At 51.1% G+C, this 14631-nt stretch carries 13 protein-coding genes; 6 read left to right on the top strand and 7 right to left on the bottom strand.

Annotation, left to right across the window (positions count from 1 at the left end; translation table 11 throughout):
* Positions 1-7 precede the first annotated feature (7 nt).
* From F459_RS0100860 to F459_RS0100880, 5 genes are all read right to left on the bottom strand, one after another.
* Positions 8-1963, bottom strand: a complete 1956-nt coding sequence (locus tag F459_RS0100860; RefSeq protein WP_020610846.1) for a HAMP domain-containing methyl-accepting chemotaxis protein — start codon at positions 1961-1963, stop codon at positions 8-10.
* Positions 1964-2083: 120 nt separating this feature from the next.
* Positions 2084-3223 carry a PAS domain-containing protein gene (locus tag F459_RS0100865; protein ID WP_020610847.1) on the bottom strand — a complete coding sequence of 380 codons (1140 nt, stop codon included), beginning with the start codon at positions 3221-3223 and terminating at the stop codon, positions 2084-2086.
* A 248-nt stretch (positions 3224-3471) separates the two neighbouring features.
* Positions 3472-5313 (bottom strand): ABC transporter ATP-binding protein, encoded by a 1842-nt coding sequence (locus F459_RS0100870; protein WP_020610848.1) that lies wholly within the window; start codon positions 5311-5313, stop codon positions 3472-3474.
* On the bottom strand, positions 5306-7051 hold the full coding sequence (locus tag F459_RS0100875) for an ABC transporter ATP-binding protein (protein ID WP_020610849.1): 1746 nt from the start codon (positions 7049-7051) through the stop codon (positions 5306-5308). Before F459_RS0100875 ends, F459_RS0100870 begins: the two co-directional genes overlap by 8 nt.
* The gene (locus F459_RS0100880) at positions 7048-7482 is read right to left on the bottom strand and encodes a MarR family winged helix-turn-helix transcriptional regulator (RefSeq protein WP_020610850.1); all 435 of its coding nucleotides are present in this window, start codon (positions 7480-7482) and stop codon (positions 7048-7050) included. The genes F459_RS0100875 and F459_RS0100880 overlap by 4 nt, the downstream gene beginning before the upstream one ends.
* Before the next feature lie 143 nt (positions 7483-7625).
* Between F459_RS0100880 and F459_RS0100885 the strand changes: the two genes are divergently transcribed.
* From F459_RS0100885 to F459_RS0100910, 6 genes are all read left to right on the top strand, one after another.
* Complete coding sequence (locus tag F459_RS0100885; protein ID WP_020610851.1) at positions 7626-8330, top strand: ATP-binding cassette domain-containing protein; 705 nt, start codon at positions 7626-7628, stop codon at positions 8328-8330.
* Positions 8331-8343: 13 nt separating this feature from the next.
* Entirely contained in the window at positions 8344-9072 is a 729-nt protein-coding gene (modA, locus tag F459_RS0100890) for a molybdate ABC transporter substrate-binding protein (protein ID WP_020610852.1), read from the top strand.
* 1 nt (position 9073) lies between these two features.
* Entirely contained in the window at positions 9074-9766 is a 693-nt protein-coding gene (locus F459_RS0100895; RefSeq protein ID WP_020610853.1) for a molybdate ABC transporter permease subunit, read from the top strand.
* A gap of 18 nt (positions 9767-9784) precedes the next feature.
* On the top strand, positions 9785-10543 hold the full coding sequence (locus F459_RS0100900; RefSeq protein WP_020610854.1) for a Rossmann-like domain-containing protein: 759 nt from the start codon (positions 9785-9787) through the stop codon (positions 10541-10543).
* A gap of 95 nt (positions 10544-10638) precedes the next feature.
* Complete coding sequence (locus tag F459_RS0100905; RefSeq protein WP_020610855.1) at positions 10639-11712, top strand: ABC transporter substrate-binding protein; 1074 nt, start codon at positions 10639-10641, stop codon at positions 11710-11712.
* Positions 11713-11715: 3 nt separating this feature from the next.
* Positions 11716-12801, top strand: coding sequence for a radical SAM protein (locus F459_RS0100910; RefSeq protein WP_020610856.1), 1086 nt, complete (start codon positions 11716-11718; stop codon positions 12799-12801).
* A gap of 43 nt (positions 12802-12844) precedes the next feature.
* Here F459_RS0100910 and F459_RS0100915 read toward each other — a convergent pair whose 3' ends face one another.
* A complete protein-coding gene (locus tag F459_RS0100915) occupies positions 12845-14086 on the bottom strand; it encodes a DUF190 domain-containing protein (protein WP_020610857.1) in 1242 nt (413 codons plus the stop codon).
* 11 nt (positions 14087-14097) lie between these two features.
* Entirely contained in the window at positions 14098-14457 is a 360-nt protein-coding gene (gene crcB, locus F459_RS0100920) for a fluoride efflux transporter CrcB (RefSeq protein ID WP_026294817.1), read from the bottom strand.
* Positions 14458-14631: the final 174 nt, after the last annotated feature.

The raw sequence follows: 14631 nt of genomic DNA on the forward strand, positions 1-14631 counted from the left end.
ACTCCTTTTAAAACTGCTCAAAGTCATCTGAATCGATCTTGGATGAAAGTGTGATGGCGGTCTCCATTTCCGGATTTTTTCGCGTTATGTGCCTGATTGCCTGTTTGGGAACCTGCCGGGGGGCTTCCACTGCTATCGGGTACTCCCGCTTTGTGTTTTCATGTTCGTCAATGACAAAGTAGTCTATTGTCCTCTGCAGCTCCTGAGCCTGGTTGTTCAGTTCGGTGGCAACCGATGCCATCTCTTCGGAAGCCGAGGCATTTTGCTGAATAACCTCATCAAGTTGACTGATTGCCACATTGATCTGTTCTGCACCCTTACTTTGTTCCCTGCTGGCCGCGCTGATCTCCTGGACCAATTCGGCCGTCTTATGGATATTGGGTACCAGTTTTGTCAGCATTTGCTGTGCCTTGTCGGCGACCGCGACCGAAGATGTCGAGAGGTTCCCTATTTCCCCGGCGGCACTCTTGCTCCTTGCCGCAAGTTTTCCTACCTCTGCGGCGACCACGGCAAATCCCTTTCCGTGCTCTCCTGCCCTTGCGGCTTCGATGGAAGCGTTTAGCGAAAGCATGTTTGTCTGCCGCGCTATCTCTTCGATAATGGTGATTTTTTCGGCAATCTGGTTGAGGGCGTTTACCGCCTCCATAACGGCATTCCCGCTCTCTTCCGCATCCGATGCGGCCTGGATCGCAATCTTTTCCGTCTGCATCGCATTATCGGCATTCTGACTGATGTTTGCGCTCATCTCCTCCATAGAGGAGGAAACCTCCTCTACCGACGCGGCCTGCTCCGTAGCCCCTTGAGAAAGTTGCTCGGCTGTACTGCTGAGCTGCTGACTTCCTGTTGATACTTGCGATGTGGATAGCTTGACCTGCGAGATGGTATGAATCAGATTCTCCTTCATCTTTGTTAAGGCCCCTACAAGCCTGCCTATTTCGTCATTGTTTCGATTATGCAATTGTGCGTCGAGTTGGCCGCTTGCAATCTGATCTGCAAAGCCGACCCCCTGGTTGATCGGTTTGGTGAGGCTTCGGGAAAAGAAGAAGAAGGCGAAGAAGGCGATAAGCAAGGAGACTGCCGCAATGATGATGATCGCCCTTGTAACGGTGGCCACCGGAGCGAGAAATTCCTCGTTCGATAACGTCAGGGCTATGGACCAATTGGTAAGTTTGATGGGGGCGAAACCGGCGGTTTTTGTCTCGCCTTCGAAAGAATACTCATCGATGCCGCTTTCGCCGTTCGCCATTTCTCCGGCGATTTGCTCCATGCCGGCAAGTTCCCTCACATTTGTCGAAAAAACGATGCTCTCCTCGGGATGGGCAATGATAACTCCTTCGGAGTCTGTTATAAAGGCGTATCCGGTCTCACCTATCTTGGCATCCCTTGTCATCTCTTTCAGCACCGACAGATCCACTAACGCAACCAGAGCCCCCCTGAACTCTCCATCTGTGTGAAGCGGAACGCTAATGGGTATGACCGGAGCGTTTGTCATTACATTCTCTATGACCTGGCCAAAGGCGGCGGAACCCTCCTTTGCCTTCTTGAAGTAATCTCTTTCCCTCAGCTGGAGACCGATGGCGTCGTCATCGGAGGAGACCACTGCGGTTCCCTTTTCGTCCGTCACAAAGAGCGATTGATAATTTCCGCCAAGTTCATGGTCGTCTACGATTTCCCGAAGATACCGACGTAATACGACCATCGCTTCGTTGCTTTTTGTCGCGGCCCAGTCCGTTATCTGTGCACTGGTTCCGATACCGATAACAACCTTTTGTTCTGTTGTAAGGATGTTCTCGATGGCTTCGGATAATTCCGCAAGACGATAGTTCATTTGCTCGTATTCCAGATTGAGCAACCCGTCCCTTGCTTTGCTTATGGATACGTAGCCCACCGCCCCGAGAGACAGTACGAGAATGACAAAGCTTATGGAGACAAGCTTTGTCCCTATCTTCATGTTTTTGAACATATGCCCTCCCTGGCAAAAGAGATAAAGTATACCTTCGGATAGTTACAAAAATTGTAGACTGGGAGTATATGGTTTGCAATTGAACGGTATACGCTAAGAGTACTTTGGTAAGGGTAATTTTTACGTAGCGTTTTCCGAGAAAATTTGTTCCAAAGTCTCCTTTAGGCTAACGGAAGAGTGGATGATACCAAGTTTTTTCCTGATTGACTGGCGGTAATTTTCGACGGTACGCGAAGACATATGCATAATGGAAGCAATCTCTTTTGATGTGTAGCCGTCGCGAATCAGTCCTGCTATCTGGAGTTCCCTGCTCGTTAGACTCGTGAGCCTATCGTTAAGCAGGTGCGTGGGGCTTGCGAAGAACTCCTTTAGATAGGCTATTTTCTTGTTTCGGATTTCCTCCGGGTCGTGTTCAAGATTAAGAAGGACTGCGTTAACGACAAGCATGAGCGGAGAGATGTTTTTCGGCGGTATTGCCTTCTGCCTGAACTCTTCACTGAGAATGATCCTGACTGCCGCCTGCAAATCGGAAATCTGCTGCTCCATGGCCTTGAGCTTTTTGTTTTTTCGATAGGATGCCGTTATATCCTTGCTGATTTCCCGCAATCCTCTCAATGTACCTTTCCGGTCGAAAAGAGAGACCACGGTGGTGGCCATGATTTTTATCTCTCCGTCGGCACCGAACATCCGCTTGAGATAATGACTCTCTATTGTTTCCTCATTTTGATGTTTTTTTAGAATCGTTCTGACTTTTGGCCGGTCTTCAGGCACTATCGTATCATCTATTTTCTTTCCTATGAAATAATTAGGGCTCTTTCCCAACAGATAGTGAACGTGTTCGGATGTAAAGGTGTAGACTCCTTTTTCATCTGTCTCCGCTATCCAGTGAGAAGAATTGGCAAAGGTGAATTCCGCCAGCTCTTTACTGAAGAGCGGTATGCCAACTTCCATAAAGGATGCTGAAACGCTTTCCTTGTCCCTTGAAAAAAACTGGACCGCCACAGTAATCAACTCTTTGCGTCGTTTCCTCTTTTTGCGACGGAAACTGTGAGATAAATTTGTGAAGGTACCGGTTCTCCTGATAGCTTCTATGATTGCCTCGTTGTCGCGGAGATCCGGAAGGAAATATGAGATTGGCAGGCCAACGATGATATCGGTATCCTTCACTCCAAACAAGGTTCGGAACGAAGCATTGGCGTGAAGTAGCCTGATATCTTGATCGAAGGTTGCGACAGCAATCGGGCAAAGGTCACAGTTCATTTCTCAGATCCATGCTGCGCAGCTTTACGTTGCGGGGAAGGAATATCGTGAGGGGATAACGAAATTACAAAAAAGAAAGATTGCACACCCCTATGTATGATACTACTTTCAGTTATCATTGGCTACTAAATGATCTCTTTTTCCAGTTTTCTCCTTTTGTGCTTATCGTGTTTACCTCTTTCTGTAAAGGGCTCCTTCCCGACACGGTTTATGAGCATATAATAAAAACATAATGCATTTTTGTTGTTTTATCGCAGTTCCGTTTCAAAATGAGCAGCATGGAGACCGGCATAAAAGCCGTTTTGCTTTAGCAGCTCTTGATGATTTCCCCGTTCGACAATGGTTCCTTCCTTCAGCACCAGGATCATATCGGCCCCGCGAATGGTGGAAAGTCGGTGGGCAATGACAAACGAGGTCCGTCCCTTCATGAGCTCCGACATACCTTCCTGTATGAGGAGTTCGGTGCGGGAATCGACACTGCTGGTTGCTTCGTCAAGGATAAGGATCGAAGGGTTTGCAAGGAGGGCACGGGCGATGGATAGCAGCTGCCGTTGCCCCTGGCTGAGGTTTCCACCCTCTTCGGAAAGCATGGTTTGGTAGGCTTCCGGCAGATGGCGAATGAAATGATGGGCCCTGGAGGAGCGGGCTGCTGCATATACCGCATCATCGTCGGCTTCCATATTACCGTAGCGGATATTATCCATCACCGTTCCCCTGAAGAGAAATGTGTCCTGAAGAACGAGGCCGAGATTTCTGCGCAGAGCGGTAAGATCATATTCTCCAATATCTTTTCCATCGATGAGAATCTCTCCGCTGCCTATGTCGTAAAACCGGGTGAGAAGGTTAATAATCGTTGTCTTTCCCGCTCCCGTGGGTCCCACCAGGGCTATATTACCACCCGGTGCAGCGTGCAGGTTGATATCCTTTAGTATAGGTTTGCCCTGCACGTAGCAAAAGTTTACATGCCGGAATGTGACCTCACCACGTAAGGCGGATGGAGCCGCTCCATTGTCGGGGGAGAAGATTTCCGGACGCTGATCAAGAACCTCAAATACCCTTTCGGCTCCGGCGAGGGCCGAGAGGATAGAGTTGTAGAGCTGGGCGATCTGGCTTATGGGTCGGCCGAATTGCCGTGTATAATTGAGAAATGCTGCTATGGTTCCGACGCTCGCAATCCCCATGATACCGAAGACACCCCCTGCCGCGGCAACAACGGCGTATCTGATATTATTGGTAAGGTTCATCAATGGCCCCATGAGCCCCGCCAGGACCTGGGCCTTGGTACTCACCTGTTTCAGCTCGCGGTTCATCGAATCAAGGGTTTTCTCTTCCGCAGCCTCCCTCCTGAAGAGGCGTATGATCGTCGTTCCTGTGATGCTTTCTTCTATATGTCCGTTGATGGTACCCAAAAGGCGTTGCTGCTGTTTGAAGCTTTCCCTTGTCCTTTTCCCAATTACTTTCGTCACGACAAAGATCAAAGGAACGGTCGTAAGGGTGACGACAGCAAGGGGGGGATTGAGGATGAACATCATCACAAGCACGCCGAGAATGGCGATGACACTGGAAAGAAACTGCGTAACCACCTGTGACATGGCGTTGCTGATATTCTCGATATCATTGGTAAAGCGGCTCATGAGTTCGCCGTGGGTGTGGGCGTCGTAGTATTTCAGATCGAGCCGCTGGAGGTGCGAAAAGAGCTGCCGACGAAGCGTACCCAAGGTATCCTGGCTGATTCTGATCATCATATATTGTTGAAGCCATCCCGCTGCGGCAACGATGGCGATTAGGCCTCCCATGATAAGGACGATTCGCAACAGCCCTGAAAGGTCACCGGGAAGGATGTAACGATCGATGGCAATGCTGATCAGCCAGGGGGTCAACATCTGCTGAAGGGATGCAACGAGGACCAGGAAAACGACAAAGAGCAGTCGTATTTTGTACGCTTTCATATAATTCCAGAAGCGCCGAAGGGTTTTACGACTGTTTTTCACCTCTGCTTTCTCTGTTTTGAACATACCTGCGGAACCATGACCGACTCCCCGGCTGGGTAAGGCGGTAACCCTTGCTGCCGTGTTTTTGGACTTAGACATGGAGCACCCCCTCTCCTTCCTGGGACCGTACAATATCGCGGTAAAGCCCGCAGCGTTGCAGTAACACTTCGTGAGGCGCCATATCGACGACTGCACCGTCGTCGAGGACGATGATCGAGTCCGCTTCCCTGATCGATGCGATACGCTGGGCAATGATAATGGTGGTCATTCTCCTCCGTTTTTCGCAAAGTGCCTGCTGCAGACGGTATGCGGTTTTTGCATCAAGGGCACTGGTACTATCGTCGAGAATCAGAACAGGAGGGGAGGGGAGCAGGGCCCGTGCGATGCAAAGGCGCTGTTTCTGTCCCCCTGAAAGATTGACTCCCCGCTGCTGCAGCACGGTGTCCAGTCCCTCTGCATTTTTATCGATAAAGTCTCGTATCTGTGCAACCTCTGCCGCTTCGAGGATTTGGCTGTCGGTGGCCTCCGGCTTTCCGAAGGTGATGTTTTCACGGATCGTACCGGAAAAAAGCATTGCCTGCTGGGGGACCACGGTGACGAGCGTTCGGAGATCCTCCTGGTTGAGCTCTCGGATATCGATCCCGTCCAGGAGTATCCTTCCCGAAGCAACATCGTAGAGTCTTGTCAGCAAATGGACCAAGGTCGACTTCCCCGAGCCGGTAGTCCCGATGATACCGGTGGTACGTCCGGCCTGTAGGGTGAAGCTGATACTATCGAGGATATTTCGTTCCTCTTCGTTCTTCCCGTAATTGAAGGAAACCTTATCGAATATGATTTCTCCTTGTGGAGCAGAAAGGTGTTTTGGCTCTGCCGGGTCCCGAAGATTGGGATTCGTGTCGAAAACTTCCATGATTCTCTTTGCCGAAGCCTCTCCTCGGGAAAAACGGATGAGGATCATACTGACCATCATGAGAGACATCAAAAGCTGCATAAGATAATTAAGGAAGGCCATAAGCTCTCCCGTGGTGAGGGGCCCCTGGGTATTGAGGGTCCCGCCGAAGTAGAGAGCCAGTGCAATGCCTCCGTTGAGCAAAAGGATCATGACGGGATGTATCCAGGCGATCATGGTAGCCGCTTTTTCCATCGTCTTTACCAATGTGCCGTTTGCCTTGGCGAAGCGCTCCGTCTCAAACTCTTCCCTGGCAAAGGCCTTTATGACCCGAACGCCGCTGAGCGCCTCCTGGGTGACCGTGTTGATTCCGTCTATCCGTTCTTGTACCTGGGTAAAAAGGGGAAAGGATCGACGCATGATTATCGTGATCGACAGCAACAACAGGGGAATGAGGAGTACGAGGATGAGCGAAAGGCGCGGGCTGATGAGTATTGCCATGATGAGGCTTCCGATGATCTGAAGCGGCGCCCTGACAAGAATCCTAAGCATCATAATCGAGATTTCCTGAATCTGGATGATATCGTTTGTCAGGCGGGTTACCAGGCTGCCGGTACTCAGCCGATCGATATCGGAGGTGGAAAGCCTCTGAATATGACTATAGAGCCTGCTTCTCAGATCGGTACCCATGCCCACTCCTGCAAGCGTGGAAAAAAAGGAGCATCCTGCCCCTCCCAGGACCCCTACCACGGCCGCAGCCGCCATCATCAAACCCGTCTTCAGGATGTAGTGGTAGTCGAAATTGGCAAGACCGATATCGACGATTTTCTCCATCAACCTGGGCTGGATGAGGTCCATGGCCACTTCCAGGAGCATTAAAAGCGGCCCGAGAATGGCAAAGGGGAGGTAGGGCCGCATGAATTTCAGAATACGTTTAAATGAGTTCATGATTGTTTCTCGTCTTCTTGGATTGCAGCCTGAATTTTTTTCAGGATAGTGTGCAAGGTTTTCTCTTCCTCATTGCTAAGGGGGGCGCAGAGCAGATCATTCATCTTCTGATGCAGCTTGTCGATCTTATCTCCCAAAGCACGCCCCGAAGCCGAGAGAAAAATTCTGGTCACCCGGTTATCGTTCGGATCGCTGCGCCGAACAAGATAGCCTGCATGTTCCATCCGTTTGACCATCTTGGATATGGTCGCCGTTTCTGAATGGAGGAGGCCTGCTATTTCACTAAGGGACCGTCCGTCCTTTTCTCTCAAGAGATTAACCAAACGCGGCTGACCGTGATGCACACCGATCTCCTCCACAAGGCCGAAGGCTTGCTTATGTAGCTCTTTTGCTACGGAGAGGAAGGTGAAAAGTAATAGTTCCTTGTTCATATCGATCGCATCCTTATGAATACTTAGCCGGCTAATAAAATACTGTATGCCGACTTTTTTGTCAATGACGCATCGCCATTGTGTGTTGTGAAGGATAATGGTAGTATAGAGTGATCATCTAAGCATGAAGGAGCTTCTCTATATTGACAGCACAAGCAGAGTCCCCTGAATTCGAGATGGAAATCGGTACGAAGCTCGATCGCTTTACCGTGGAACTATCCTTTTCGTGTCGACCGGGCGAGGTCCTTGCGGTTGTCGGACCATCAGGGGCCGGTAAAACAACACTGTTACGGATAATTGCCGGTTTTATGCACCCAGGCGAAGGCTTTATTCGACTTGGCGATACCGTTTTTTTCGATAAGCAGGCGCACATACACCTTCCTCCGCAGGGGCGTCGGGTCGGACTTGTCACCCAAGAGTATACCCTCTTCCCTCACATGACGATCCGGGAGAACCTTGCCTTTGCCCATAACGGCGGTCCCGATCCCGTGGACCTCCTTGAGGCGAGCGGAATCGCTCATCTTGCCGATCGTCGCCCCGATAAGATCTCGGGAGGAGAGCGGCAGCGTGCGGCCCTCTGCCGTATCCTGGCCATGTCCCCCAATATGCTGCTTTTGGACGAACCATTTTCCGCTCTCGATATTGAAAATCGCATCATCCTTCAGGAGATGATTATCAAGGTCGGCAGAGAACGAAAGATACCGATTATTCATGTCACCCACGACCTTTCGAACGCCCTCCGCTATGCCGACAGGATCCTTGCCATCAACGAGGGGAGGGAGGATAGGGCCTGGCTCGATCGCCAGCTTGAGTACCTGGAACGCAACGCCGTTCTTGCACGGCGATAATAAGGAGAAAGAAATGAAACGTGGAAAAACTATTGTGCTGATCGTCCTGGCGATTGTGATGGTGGTTGGCTCGGTGAATGCCGAAAGCATGACGATTGCCGCTGGTGCTGGCTACCGGGCCCTTGTCGATGATCTGAGCCAACTGTTCACCAGCAAGACCGGCATCACCGTCGAACACATCTACGGCAACATGGGGCAGGTCACCACCCAGGCGAAGAGAAGCGGCGTGGTCGATCTTGTAGTGGGAGATAAAAGCTTCTTCGATAAGGTAAAGCTTCCCTTCGACCGGGAGTATATTGTCGGCAACGGACGATTGGTGCTTGCAGCCGCAAAGGATGCCGGGCCTGCGGATCTTGGCAGGCTGACGGCCGCGGACGTCGATCGCATTGCCTTGCCGGACCCCAAAATGGCTATCTACGGCATTGCCGCAACCGAATACCTGGAACATAGCGGCCTTGCGGATAAGGTGGCGGATAAGCTGATACAGGTTGGTACCGTACCCCAGGTTTCCGCCTATCTGATCAGTGGGGAGGTCGACTTCGGTTTTATAAATCTGACCGATGTGCTTGCGATTAAAGAGAAGATTGCCGGTTACGTTGATGTTCCCGAGAGCTATTACAGCCCCATCTACATCGTCGCCAGAAGTATGCCGGACGCCCCTGCCGGTGATGCAACGGTTCGTTTCGGCGAATTCCTCGATTCGCCGCAGGCCCGGGAGATCGTAAAACGACACGGACTGTAGCATGTATACCCTTCGTTCCTTTTTAGACGCGGTTATGGTCCCGGGGGTGATGTTGCCTGTCTCCTTAAGCCTTCGGGTTCTGCTTTGCATTGTTCCCGCTTTGGCGGTTATCGGCATCCCCCTCGGCTATTATCTCGGGCGAAAAAAGGGCGGAGGGGCCGCCATCCTCGATTTTTTGGTTTCCCTTCCCCTTGTATTTCCTCCCATAGCAACCGGCTTTATCCTGCTGGTGATCTTCGGTAGAAATGGTCCTTTTGGCGCTCTTCTAAAAAGTGTTTCCGGAATCAGCCTTGTCTTCAGTTTTTGGGGCGTTGCCTTCGCCGGATTTATTTCCGGGCTCCCTCTTATGGTCAAGACGGTTCAGGCTGCGGTTCGGAATGAGATCGAAGGATACATTGAAGCCGCCTATATGCTTGGAAAGTCAAAACACACCACCTTTTTTCGTGTTGTGCTTCCCCTTCTTCGTCGCGGAATCGTAACAGGGCTCTTCCTCGGTATTGCCCGGAGCCTTGGGGATGTCGGTATCACCCTGATGCTTGGGGGGAATATCATCGGGCGCACAAATACCATCGCCCTCGAGGTGTATAATTCGGTTTTTGTTGGGGATTTTAACCGGGCCTTTGTTCTTGCGGGAATGCTTGGTATTATTTCATTGATCGTTACAAAAATAACCAGGATGCGCTCGTGGGAGTAGTCCTGGAGGAGGCCGACGGTGGGAACAATAACAGATAGGAATATTGAAACCTTTTATCACAAATTGCAGGAACGTTTCAGCTCTCTGGTTGAATCCGAGGGGATCGCCAGGGATCCTGTACGGATCACGGCCCGGGGCTTGAGTCCGGATGAAGCGATCGGCAGAACCCGCAGGAAGGATTTCCCGATTCTTACGGGAAAAGAGATCCTTCTCCAGGCCCAATACCGGGACGCATACGGGCAGGCATTTACCGATTCCCCTTCAGCCTTTGAAGGAACTCTTGAGGATGTTCTGGATCTTGATCTTACCGGGGATTCCCATGCCCGGGGGCTTTTTATCGCCTCTCTCAATGCGGTGATGCGCAGCCTTGGTCGGGCAGAGGGAACGGTCCACTGCAAAGACGACGGCCCCGAGCGCTGTGGTGATGAATTTGCTCAGAGGATCAAAGCCTTTCACGCCGATGATCGGGTGGCCCTTATAGGCTTTCAGCCAGCTCTTCTCGAACACCTTGCACCCGTATGCCGACTGCGGGTCCTTGATCTTAATTCCGCCAATATCGGAAGCGTCCGTCACGGGGTAACGATCGAAGATGGTATCGGCGACTTTGAAAGGGTGGTTGAATGGGCTGATTTCATCCTGTGCACCGGAAGTACCCTTGCAAACGGTTCGATCGTACGATTTTTGGATCTTGCGAAACCTGTCGTCTTCTTTGGTACCACTATAGCAGGGACCGCCGAACTTTTCGGTCTGAAGCGCTGGTGTTTCTGCTCCATGTAGACACGTTTCTCATCTGCTTTAGTAGTCATATTGACAGATTCTGACTTTTACCCATTATATATATGTATATATAATGGGTAAAAGGAGAACTCTCAGTGACTGGAAAAAGATTTTCATGCGCTCTTGTTCTGTCGGCAGCATCTCTTGTGATGCTGCTGTGTTTCGCTTGTTCCGGAAAAACAGACGATGCCTCTACGGCTGTGCAAATGGAACGTCGGACGATAATCGACCTTGCTGATCGTACGGTTTCCCTCCCAACGGAAATGAACACGGTTGTATGTTTACATCCCATTCCCGACTATATGGTGTGGGCGCTCGATCCCGACAAAATGGCTTCCCGCTCTCGGGTTTTTACCATGAACCTTAAGGGAGGAAGAATGCCGTTCCCCGATGCTGAAATCAAAAGGCTGATGGAGAAACCGGAGGTGCCGGTCTTTTTTGATGCCGTTGATCCCGAGCAATTATTGTCTCTCCGGCCCGATGTTATCGTTTCCATGACCAAGGATCCCAAGTTGGAGGATCTCCAGAAACAGGTGAATATTCCCGTCGTCGCCATATCGAAGGATACGCTACAGGATTACGAGGCTTCTTTCAGGTTCATGGGTGATCTTTTGGGAAATACAGAGCGCGGAAATACGCTTGCGGATTACTGGCACAACATCATTGCAAAGATTACCGAAGAGGTAGCCCTTGTTCCGAACGAACAACGTTTGAGGGTCTACTATGCCAGCCACGACGGGCCTCTTTCGACAGTAGGCAGGGCAACGGTCATGTCCTCCATTATCACCCTTGCCGGTGGCATCGACTATGCAACGACGGATGATGGCAGCAGCATGAAAGCAACCGATGAGCACGTTGCCATTTCCCTCGAACAGGTACTGCTTTGGAACCCGCAGGTAATTATTACCAAGACAGCGGATACACGTGAGGCTATTCTTTCCAGTCCGCAATGGGCCCAGGTCTCCGCGGTAAAAAGCAAACGGGTCTATGCCTCTCCTGCATATGCGGCACTTGACGGGATCATGTCCTTGATGAGCCTGGGATGGGTGGCCGAGACCCTCTATCCTGATACCGTTGGTTTTGATGTGGTGAACGAGTGTAAAAACTTTTATTCCCTTTTCTATCGAAACGACTCGCTGACCAGCGAGGAAATCCTTCAGGAGCAGTAGATTATGGAAGACAGACGTTTTTCCGGTGTGTTGGAAAAGGCCGCGGAACAGGCTATCGATAGAGACGAAGCTCTTCTTTTGTTCTGTGAAAGCGAAGAATTTTCTGCCGCCCAGGAACTCTTTAAGACAGCCAGCCTGGTACGAAATAAGCTCCTTGGTACAACCTTTCGGTGGACGGGAGGTATTGCCAGTGTGCTTACCTGTAATCTTCAGCCGCTGTGCCTGTACTGTCCTTACTGGACGCAACCGAAAGAGCCTCTATCGATGGAAGAGATCTTGCGGGCTGCCCGCTATCTCAAGGAACATGGCGTTCGTGACTATCATCTGAGTGCAGGAACCACTTTAGGCAGCGACGGAAGAGAGATGGTTGAAATCGTAGAGACAATCCGTCGCGAGGCAGATGCGGATTCCACCATTACCGTCAATTGCGGGGCCGCATTGTCCATGGAGTCTATTATTGAGCTGAAAAACCTGGGGGTAACACGGATTGGTGCTTCCTTCGAAACGATCAATCGAAAACTTTTTGATGAGGTAAAGCCGGGTGACAGCTTCGAGGAAAAGGAAAAGCTTTGCCGGATGGTTTGTGAAGCCGGTCTCGAACTGGGGAGCGGATTGTTGGCCGGAGTCGGATGTACGGATTGCAAAGACGATTGTGCCATTGTCAACGGGGGAAAGGTGACGAAAAGTCGCTATGAAGATTATGTCGATTTTATGTTTTTTATTCGACAGTACCCGAACCTGAAGAGTGTCTATGTTAGTCGGTTTTTCCCCTTTACTGGTATCCCCATGACGGAGCATCCGCGCTGTTCGGCTATGGAAGGTGCACGGATCATAGCCGTGATGCGCCTGGTCTTGCGGGATATCCGTATCGGCCCTGCTGCCGGATGGAGTTATGACGATATCCCCCTTTGGGTTGCTGCAGGGGGAGGCAATGAGATCGGAGGCATCCATATCACAAGAGAGCCCCCATATAAGGGAAGCTGGTATATGCATCAAGCCTTGGATTACCGAGACCACCTGGAATATCGCAATACGGTTTCCATCGCTACACGATTTCTAAAGGAAATGGGGATAGAGGTACGATATTGAGTTCTGCAGTCAAAAAGAATCGGGGGGAAATCAAACAAAATTCCTATATCGACCGGGAAAGGGCGATCAGAATGGAATCACGGCGAATCATTCCACAGAATTTCCCATCTGCATCGACCACCGGAATCCTCTTGAGGCCCTGCTCCGTCATGAGCCTGATTGCTTCGTCGACAGAGGTATCCTCGGTCACCCGTACGACTTCGCGTTTCATCACTTGGGAGAGCTGTAACGATTCGGCACGGCGTGCGGCAAAGCGCCGAAGCGGAAGGATGGTCGATGTCTTTTTGTCGATAACCCTCATGAGGATCGAATCGGTGACAAGGCCGACAAGATGGTTGTCGGCATCGATTACGGCGGCGCGCTGTGCCGCCTTTTGCGCCAATATGTCTATGGCTTCTCTTAGCGGCATATGGGACGGAAGGGCAAGTCTGTCGCGTAGGACGACATCACGTACCAGTTGAAGCTGATTGCCGCCGGTCGATGGACCTGAGGTCTCGCTGGCGGTTTGTACCTTGGATGAGAGAAGTCGCAGCAGATCGATTCTTGCCAGAATCCCGCAGAGTTTTCCATTCCCGTCGACGACCGGCAAACGCTTCAGGGCTTTGCGGACCATAAGATGCAGGGCTTCGGAAACCTTTTGATCTGCATTGATGGTTTGCGGATGCGGTGTCATGATCTCGGATAGATTTCGATTGTTGCTTTTTTCCATCCATGTACTGCGCTCCTCTTTCGGCAGGGTGGAAAGCAGACCAAGGCGGATCGGCATTCCCCCGTGCTTCATAAGATCCCCCTGGGTCACCATGCCTACCACGTTACCCAGTTTGTCGGTAACCGGGAGTGCTTTCAGATGCTCATCAACAAGGCGCTGGATTGTCTCCCGAACCGACCAGTCGGGATGTGCGGTGACCGGCTGTTCGGTCATGACATCCCGGACAAGGAGATGAGGAGGAATGAGGCTCGAAGGGGTCCTGAACAAGGCTATCTCGGCGGGGGATGTGCTGATGATGCCGTCACCCACCATCGAGGTGAGCTTTTCAATAACCGGCTGAGATTCAGCTATCGGCAGAAGTATCTCAACCATGATGGGCATATCGTTTGAGAGCGCCACCAGCTTGTTGGTTACAATCTCACCGTTTTCATAGCATCCTTCGCTACCCCGAAACACCATGCAGCGTGCCGATATTTTCAGTGAGCGGATATACGAAACAATTGCGGAGGAAAGTTCCTTTCCTTTATAGCGGGCCCTCTCTCTTGTGTAGACTTTGATCGACCGATACTGAATCATCTTCTCCCCCCCTATATGCGGCTTGCCGTAACAAGACCTGCCAAGGTAAGCACCAGACCTACCACCACATTTACAGCAAGATTCGCCATTCCTCGTCCGAAAGATCCGGCAAGAAACATACGTACGGATTCGAGAGAGAAAGAGGAAAAGGTTGTGAAGCCTCCGAGAAAGCCGGTTACAAGAACGACCTTCAACACTCTGGGAAGCATCGTACGGTCGGCCAGCCCCACGATAAAACCGATAAAAAAGCAGCCGACCAGGTTTACCGTCATGGTACCCCATGCAAAGGTGTCTCCAAACAGCCGACCGGCGGTCAGGGAGATGAGATATCGGCTGGCGGCACCAAGGCCTCCTCCCATCAGTACCCACACTACATCACTCGTAACAGCCCCTCCTCGGCAAAACCTAGGGAGTCAACAACCGGGGCAATTCGGGATTCGTATAACCCGCAAGCAAACTCCATTGCCTTGGTAAAAAAGTATATAAAAGAAAGAGGGGAGGGTCAAAGCGTCATATCGGGCGGGCCTTATTACCAGCACTATTTT

This window comes from Sediminispirochaeta bajacaliforniensis DSM 16054, assembly GCF_000378205.1.
Lineage (GTDB): Bacteria > Spirochaetota > Spirochaetia > DSM-16054 > Sediminispirochaetaceae > Sediminispirochaeta > Sediminispirochaeta bajacaliforniensis.

Excerpts from the sequence above, each read along its gene's own strand:
- F459_RS0100880 (WP_020610850.1), bottom strand. The coding sequence starts at position 7,482 with ATGAACAAGGAACTATTACTTTTCACCTTCCTCTCCGTAGCAAAAGAG.
- F459_RS0100865 (WP_020610847.1), bottom strand. The coding sequence starts at position 3,223 with ATGAACTGTGACCTTTGCCCGATTGCTGTCGCAACCTTCGATCAAGAT.
- F459_RS0100870 (WP_020610848.1), bottom strand. The coding sequence starts at position 5,313 with ATGTCTAAGTCCAAAAACACGGCAGCAAGGGTTACCGCCTTACCCAGC.
- modA (WP_020610852.1), top strand. The coding sequence starts at position 8,344 with ATGAAACGTGGAAAAACTATTGTGCTGATCGTCCTGGCGATTGTGATG.
- F459_RS0100895 (WP_020610853.1), top strand. The coding sequence starts at position 9,074 with ATGTATACCCTTCGTTCCTTTTTAGACGCGGTTATGGTCCCGGGGGTG.
- F459_RS0100860 (WP_020610846.1), bottom strand. The coding sequence starts at position 1,963 with ATGTTCAAAAACATGAAGATAGGGACAAAGCTTGTCTCCATAAGCTTT.
- F459_RS0100875 (WP_020610849.1), bottom strand. The coding sequence starts at position 7,051 with ATGAACTCATTTAAACGTATTCTGAAATTCATGCGGCCCTACCTCCCC.
- F459_RS0100915 (WP_020610857.1), bottom strand. The coding sequence starts at position 14,086 with ATGATTCAGTATCGGTCGATCAAAGTCTACACAAGAGAGAGGGCCCGC.
- F459_RS0100910 (WP_020610856.1), top strand. The coding sequence starts at position 11,716 with ATGGAAGACAGACGTTTTTCCGGTGTGTTGGAAAAGGCCGCGGAACAG.